Annotated in this window: 8 protein-coding genes; 2 read left to right on the plus strand and 6 right to left on the minus strand. The window is 38.0% G+C overall.

The annotated features are described in order from the left end of the window. Window positions 1-140: 140 nt before the first annotated feature. The 3 genes from G322_RS0116585 to G322_RS0116595 all read right to left on the minus strand — a co-directional run bounded on the left by G322_RS0116585 (window position 141) and on the right by G322_RS0116595 (window position 2,156). Window positions 141-752: a fumarylacetoacetate hydrolase family protein gene (locus tag G322_RS0116585; RefSeq protein ID WP_022942832.1), complete on the minus strand. Its 612-nt coding sequence runs from the start codon at window positions 750-752 to the stop codon at window positions 141-143. A gap of 9 nt (window positions 753-761) precedes the next feature. Next, the gene (locus tag G322_RS0116590) at window positions 762-1,067 is read right to left on the minus strand and encodes a PilZ domain-containing protein (RefSeq protein ID WP_022942833.1); all 306 of its coding nucleotides are present in this window, start codon (window positions 1,065-1,067) and stop codon (window positions 762-764) included. 66 nt (window positions 1,068-1,133) lie between these two features. Next, window positions 1,134-2,156 (minus strand): GGDEF domain-containing protein, encoded by a 1,023-nt coding sequence (locus G322_RS0116595; RefSeq protein WP_022942834.1) that lies wholly within the window; start codon window positions 2,154-2,156, stop codon window positions 1,134-1,136. 197 nt (window positions 2,157-2,353) lie between these two features. On the opposite strand from G322_RS0116595, the gene G322_RS0116600 reads away from it, so the two are divergent. Together G322_RS0116600 and G322_RS0116605 are read left to right on the plus strand one after the other, a co-directional pair. Next, window positions 2,354-3,709: a YjiH family protein gene (locus G322_RS0116600; protein WP_022942835.1), complete on the plus strand. Its 1,356-nt coding sequence runs from the start codon at window positions 2,354-2,356 to the stop codon at window positions 3,707-3,709. Between the two features lie 10 nt (window positions 3,710-3,719). Continuing rightward, window positions 3,720-4,316 (plus strand): MarC family protein, encoded by a 597-nt coding sequence (locus G322_RS0116605; RefSeq protein ID WP_022942836.1) that lies wholly within the window; start codon window positions 3,720-3,722, stop codon window positions 4,314-4,316. A gap of 103 nt (window positions 4,317-4,419) precedes the next feature. On the opposite strand, the gene G322_RS24620 is transcribed toward G322_RS0116605, so the two are convergent. From G322_RS24620 to G322_RS21180, 3 genes are all read right to left on the minus strand, one after another. Further along, entirely contained in the window at window positions 4,420-4,548 is a 129-nt protein-coding gene (locus tag G322_RS24620) for a hypothetical protein (protein ID WP_281166530.1), read from the minus strand. A gap of 130 nt (window positions 4,549-4,678) precedes the next feature. Continuing rightward, the gene (locus G322_RS0116615; RefSeq protein ID WP_211217171.1) at window positions 4,679-5,815 is read right to left on the minus strand and encodes an RNA-guided endonuclease InsQ/TnpB family protein; all 1,137 of its coding nucleotides are present in this window, start codon (window positions 5,813-5,815) and stop codon (window positions 4,679-4,681) included. Window positions 5,816-6,018: 203 nt separating this feature from the next. After that, on the minus strand, window positions 6,019-6,516 hold a 498-nt coding region (locus G322_RS21180; RefSeq protein WP_211217172.1), incomplete at its 5' end, for an SDR family NAD(P)-dependent oxidoreductase.

A 6,516-nucleotide genomic window follows, 5' to 3' on the forward strand; every position in this document is an offset into this window, starting at 1 on the left:
TGAGCCGTTATTGTTACGCAAATCAGAGAGATAAGGCGAGTGCGGTGTTGTTAGGAAGAGGAAAAAACAGCGAAAAAGAGGAATGACAATTCTGAGTAAACAACTAAATAAGAAGGGTTATTCACATCACAATTAGGTGTTTATTGTACTGCCCACTTGCTTTCTAGTAGCAATTTATTCGCTTGATAAATTCGCCCAATAAAAATATCACCTTGGTGAACAATGCCCACTCCTTTAGGTGTACCTGTCATCAATATATCACCATCACAAAAGCTCATGAAACTTGCAACCTCTGCCATTATTTCGGTTGGTTTATGGATCATCAAAGCGTAATCTGCATGTTGAATCAATTGGTCGTTGATCAACAGTTGCATCGATAAGTTTTCGGTATCCCCTGAAAATACGACAAACGGGCTAAACACAGCAGATTTATCAAACGCTTTGGCACGCTCCCACGGTAGCCCTTTATTTTTTAGTTTAGATTGTACACCTCGCTTAGTAAGATCTAATCCAAAACCAACGGCGCTAATTTTTTTATCTTCAATAATAAAAGAGATCTCCGCTTCATAATGGATAGGCTCATCTTTATTACTAACAATAATATCGCTAATTGCAGAGTTGGGTTTAACAAAAATAACCGCTTGATCGGGCATCTCATTATTTAACTCTTTGATATGTTCAACATAGTTACGGCCTATGCAAACTACTTTAGAGGGCGTTATTGATTTTCCAGCCACATTAATTTTATTCATATTATTCTCTTAGTATATAGCGACAAACTCTAAAGCAATTAAGAAACCTTTTTCTAAAGGTTGTACACGAATAACATCAGCATCAACATTTAAAGCAGGGAAATGCAAGTCCTGATCATCAAAACGTATTGCTATTTCATCATCTAGTTTCAAAAAATCATCAAACATGTAAATTGACATACCTTCTGTATTTACATCCTTACACTCAACCTTAAGTTCGAAACCTTTATAGGTAATATGAACCAGAGATGTGATGTTTAATCGCTCAAAAGTGCGACGTTCTTGCTGGGTTAGCGGTTGTTTTATTGATAACACAGAGACTCCTGCGAATAATGGTATATAACTTTTTATCGGCAGAAGTGATTAAAAGATGAGACTAAATTACAAAATAGGTAAAACGCGATTACGCCCTAACCGTTTTGCTTCATATAAGAACTGATCTGCACGGGCAATAAAGTCACTTAATGCTTCCCCTTTTTGAAACTCCACCACACCAAAAGAGAGAGTAATATTTTTTATTTTTTCGCCTGTACGTTTATCTTTTAAGCTTAACTTTTCAATTGTTTTGCGCATCGTTTCAGCAAAATGACGCGCTATACGCAATTTACTTTTGGGTAATAAAATAACAAACTCTTCACCACCAAAGCGATAAGCACTTGCGCCATTACGCATACTGTCATTCAATTTTCGCCCGACAGCTTTTAAAACTTGATCACCGAGCAAATGGCCCCACTGATCATTAAACATTTTAAAATGGTCAATGTCCGCCAGTATCAAACATAAACCTTGATGTTTAACTTGCAGATAAGCAGAAAGTTCAGTATCAAATGCGTGACGATTAAGTAGCCCCGTCAATGAGTCATATAACGCCTGTTTTTGACTTTTTTCTAGCTGTGTTTTAAGTGAAGTAATCTCCCCTTTGGCACTCTCTAAGCTTTTACAGAAAAAAGAGGTTGAGCGGTGCATGTTTTTTGAATCCCCCTGTAGTTTTTTTAGGAGACCAATCACCTCTTCAACCGATAATCCCTCATTTTCAACACGATTAATATCCACAAAGGTTTTTTCAAATGATTTTCGGAAAGTATTGGTATCGTTATGGGTATCGGTTAACGATTGATCAAGTTGAATGAGCATTTTATCAATACCACTTCTCAACGCCCAAGTACTCGCCTCCGTTTTATCCGCAACAAACTCACGATACAAAGACTCCGATTGAACGGGTGGACAGATATCATTGTTGGCGATTAAATGGTCTAACTTTTCATTGAGAGTAGGCAGTTCGTTGGAAACATAAGTATACCAAAGTGCATAATTGAGTGGTGTTGTTGGCACTTTGTATTTCATCATCAAAGGCACTGCTTTTTTAAGGTTTTCTGCCGATTGAATAAGTAACTTGCTATTCATCTTATTTCCTACATCTATTTTATTCTTTGATAGTCATTAGCATAGCGTGAATAAAATAGCTTTGTGAACTTTTATTGAATATTCATTGATCTTTGCACTCATCATCTCATTTACAACCTATGTAAAAATGCGTAGTCTGCACGTTCAAAGAGAAGCCGATGCTTATCTATAAAATTTTACGCGTTTAAGGTATTGCTGTGTCCATAAAAAAATCACATAACCTGCAAACAATATTAACCTTTATTGTTCCTTCATTAATTGGTTTATTGCTGTTTATTACCCCTATTAACTTTCAGGGTAATATCACCATTCCTATCGCAATTGTTGCTAAAGCATTGCAAAGTTTACTCGGCGATTCATTAACATTGATAGTGACCTGCATTGTGGTATTTACTGCAACTATCACGCTATTACATAAACTTTTTAAATTTAACTTTATTAAAAAAAGCCCCTTTTTTAATGGCTTAATTGACATATCCCCTGTTTGGTTTGTTATCCGTTTATTGGGTGCTCTATTTATTACATTAACTTACTTAACCATCGGCCCTGAGATGATATTCTCGGGGAACACAGGGGCATTGGTATTAAATGACCTACTACCCGTGCTTTTCTGTGTGTTTATCTTTGCAGGGTTGTTATTACCTTTATTACTTAATTTTGGCCTGTTAGAGCTATTTGGCACACTGTTAACCAAAGTGATGCGCCCTGTTTTTAACTTGCCAGGTCGCAGTGCAATTGACTGTATGGCCTCATGGTTGGGAGACGGTAGTGTGGGCATTTTGATGACCAGCAAACAGTATGAAGCTAAATTTTATACACAACGTGAAGCCGCTGTTATCGGCACCACTTTTTCAGCGGTTTCTATCACTTTTTCATTGGTGGTTATTTCACAAGTACAATTAGAACACCTATTTTTGCCTTTCTATCTTGCAGTTTGTTTAGCAGGTATTGTGGCTGCCGTTATTGTACCAAAACTACCACCACTACGTGGAAAAAAAGATATTTATATTGATGGGTCCGTACGTATCAAAAATAGTGAATTAACACCCAAAGGGCATAATGTTTTTTCATGGGGTATTGAGCAAGCACTATTAAAAGCGAGCAATAGTACCGACTTTAAGAATACCTTTAAAGATGGTTTAAAAAATGTAATCGACATGGTTTTTGGTGTATTACCCGTGGTCATGGCGATGGGTACGATTGCACTGATCATTGCTGAATACACGCCGATTTTTGGCTATTTAGGTTACCCATTTATTCCCCTATTAGAATTATTACAGATTCCTGAAGCAGAAGCTGCATCACAAACTATTGTTGTCGGCTTTGCAGATATGTTTATTCCCTCTATTCTCGCCACCTCAATTGAATCCGACATGACGCGTTTTATTATTGCAGCAATGTCGGTAACGCAGCTTATTTATATGAGCGAAGTGGGCGCCCTGTTACTTGGCAGTAAAATTCCCGTTAATATTGCAGAACTGTTTGTCATCTTTATTTTACGCACATTAGTGACACTGCCGGTTATTACTGGCATTGCACATCTTATTTTTTAGGAAGTAAATCATGGATATAGCTATCTATCTACATGCTATGACAGCATTGTTCGTTATTATTGATCCCATTGGGGCTGCACTTATTTTTAACTCTTTAGTGGGTAATAGTGACAAAAAATACCGTTATATCATGGCGACTAAAGCGATTATTATCAGTGGATTAACGCTGATTCTATTTGGTAATTATGGTGAAGCACTATTTTATCATCTAGGTATAAATATTAATTCTCTACGTATCTCAGGTGGGTTGTTACTGTTTTATACTGCTTTTCAAATGATCACCTCTGATCTAAGTTTTAGCAACAAAGGAGAGCAAACTGATATCTCTGTTTTCCCAATGTCTGTTCCACTGCTTGCGGGCCCTGGAACGCTAACACTTGCACTGCTATTATTTTCAAACACAACCGCAACAGCAGGAACACTTGCTGTTGCAGCTGCCATTATTAGTACCCTGCTACTGACATTTGCCTTGATGTTACTCTCTAAGCATCTTAAAAAAGTGATTGGTAAAACAGGAGATGAAATTTTGAAACGCTTTTTAGGCGTTATATTAGCAGCGCTGGCAATTCAGTTTATCTACGATGGAATTAATAATCTAATCATCTAGCTATTTTTGAACAAGATAAGCTAACTTTCGACTGATAAAGCGGGGCAGTAGCTTAACGGAAAACACCCCTATTTTATTCATCAAACCCGGGATAACAATCGCTTTATCTCGGTAAAGCATAAGCGACCACTGGAAACTTTTCCATAACACGTAATTTAAACACCACTGAGTTAGCCATATCAGCCACCTTTGCAAATTCTGTTTTAGTCGCTCCCGGACATAATACACTCACGGTCACTTTACCTTTAAGCTCCTCATGTAATGCTTCTGAAAAAGAGAGAACAAACGCTTTACTGGCATATTACATCCTCCCCCACCTCGCTACACGCCTGAACAAGTTCAGGAAAGGGGGGGGGTTCCGATTAGTTTAAAACCATCGGTTTATTGTGATCGCTCACAATACAAGTTCCTGCTTCACTGAGCTGGCTAATGCCAATCTCTCCACAGGCTAACACGCGATGTCCTCGCGCTAAAATATTCAATGCACCAACATGATCAGCATTGTTTTGATAACCACATTCAACACAAACAAAATCTGATTGTGTAAGACGGTTATCTTTGCTCTTGTGTTGGCAACAAGGACACGTTTGGCTGGTGTACTTTGGATCAACAAAAATTACCTTTCCACCACGCCAAACCTGTTTGTATTTAAGGAGCGCCTTAAACATGCCCCAGCCTTGATTTAAAATCACACGGTTTAGTCCTGATTTCTGTTTCACCATTTTACCGTGCTGTTCGCTATCCCCTTTGCTACTTTTTGTCATGTTTTTGATTTTTAGATCTTCAAGCACGATGATTGCGTGGCTTTTGCTCAACTGCGTTGAGATCTTGTATAATCGGTCATGGCGAATATTAGCAACCTTGGTATGTTGCGTTATTATTTTTGCTTTAAATTTTTTCCAGTTGGCTGAGAATTTAACTTTTCTGGCAAATTGTTTTTGTAAACGCTTAATTTTGGTTGTTTGTTTTTCGGTGTTAATGGGCTTAAAGAAACTGCCGCTCGACAAGGTTAATAGCCTTTTAACGCCTAAATCACCGCCAATGATGGTATTTGATGGGTGTTTAGGCTCTTCCCGTTCTTGCTCAACTTGAATTGAGACAAACCAGTGTTTGCCTTTTTGTGAGACAGTGACGTTTTTAGCGTTGCCTAAAACTGCTTGTGACTTTCTGAAATTAACCCAGCCAATTTCAGGCAGAAATACCCGTTTTCCGTTGTTGTCTATTTTGAAGCCTTGCGGAAAAGAAAAACTGTTGTTGCCACTCTTTTTCTTGAAAGTAGGCATTCTTTTAAGCGGTTGGTTTTTGTCGAACGCATCCTTAAAGGCGCGCTCAAGCTGTTTTAACGTCTGTTGAATAGTTTGTACAGGTGAGAGTGCTAAAAAGCCATATTCCTCGCTTTTTTTCCAAAGCTTTGAAAAGAAATCAAACTCTTGGTAATAACAAAGTTTTTGCTTGTTTTCTAATTTAAATAGATTAATCGCTAATGCTTTATTCCACAAAAACCGACAATTACCCGCATATTGCGCCATTTAGCGTTAATGTCAGGTGTGGTATTTAAGCGGAATTTGTAAGCTTTGCGAATGATCATGCTGTTATTTTAATCAGGTAGGTACAAAAACACAAGTGACTTATCAGCTTCGCTGACATTGCCTTATATCCCCGACCTAAAGGACGGAGTTTTACGGCAATATTTAATAAACGGCTAAGTTAGGCCCTGCTGAAAGGCAGCAATGGAAGCAACATTGATAATAAAACTGTCCTGCTCTTTGATCAATAGTGGCATTGCACGATGTGAAAACATCATTAAGGCATTGATATTAACCTGTAACATCTTCTGTTGTCGGATAGCGGTCAACGCTGAAAACGTCCCTCTCACAGCAAAACCTGCATTATTAATCAAACCCACTAACGCAACGGTTTGCTCATTTATAAAATCAAACAATTGTTGACTCGCATCAGGCTCATTAAGATCAAGGCTAAATATCAAACAGCACAGCGATGGATATCTCTGGGTTATTTTTTCTTGCAATGAAACAAGTTTATCGGTACGCCTTGCAACGAGGAGTAGGTTATAATTTTGCGCAGCTAATTGCCATGCGAACTCTTCACCTAATCCAGAGCTTGCACCCGTTATTAACACCGTATTTTTAATCATGCTTTCCTTAGGAATCGTTACACAATAACTTGCGCTAAATTGTTT

Origin of the sequence: Psychromonas hadalis ATCC BAA-638, from assembly GCF_000420245.1 — a bacterium.
GTDB lineage: Bacteria > Pseudomonadota > Gammaproteobacteria > Enterobacterales > Psychromonadaceae > Psychromonas > Psychromonas hadalis.

Coding starts and splice junctions, on each gene's coding strand:
- G322_RS0116585 (WP_022942832.1), bottom strand. CDS start 752: ATGAATAAAATTAATGTGGCTGGAAAATCAATAACGCCCTCTAAAGTA.
- G322_RS0116595 (WP_022942834.1), bottom strand. CDS start 2,156: ATGAATAGCAAGTTACTTATTCAATCGGCAGAAAACCTTAAAAAAGCA.
- G322_RS0116605 (WP_022942836.1), top strand. CDS start 3,720: ATGGATATAGCTATCTATCTACATGCTATGACAGCATTGTTCGTTATT.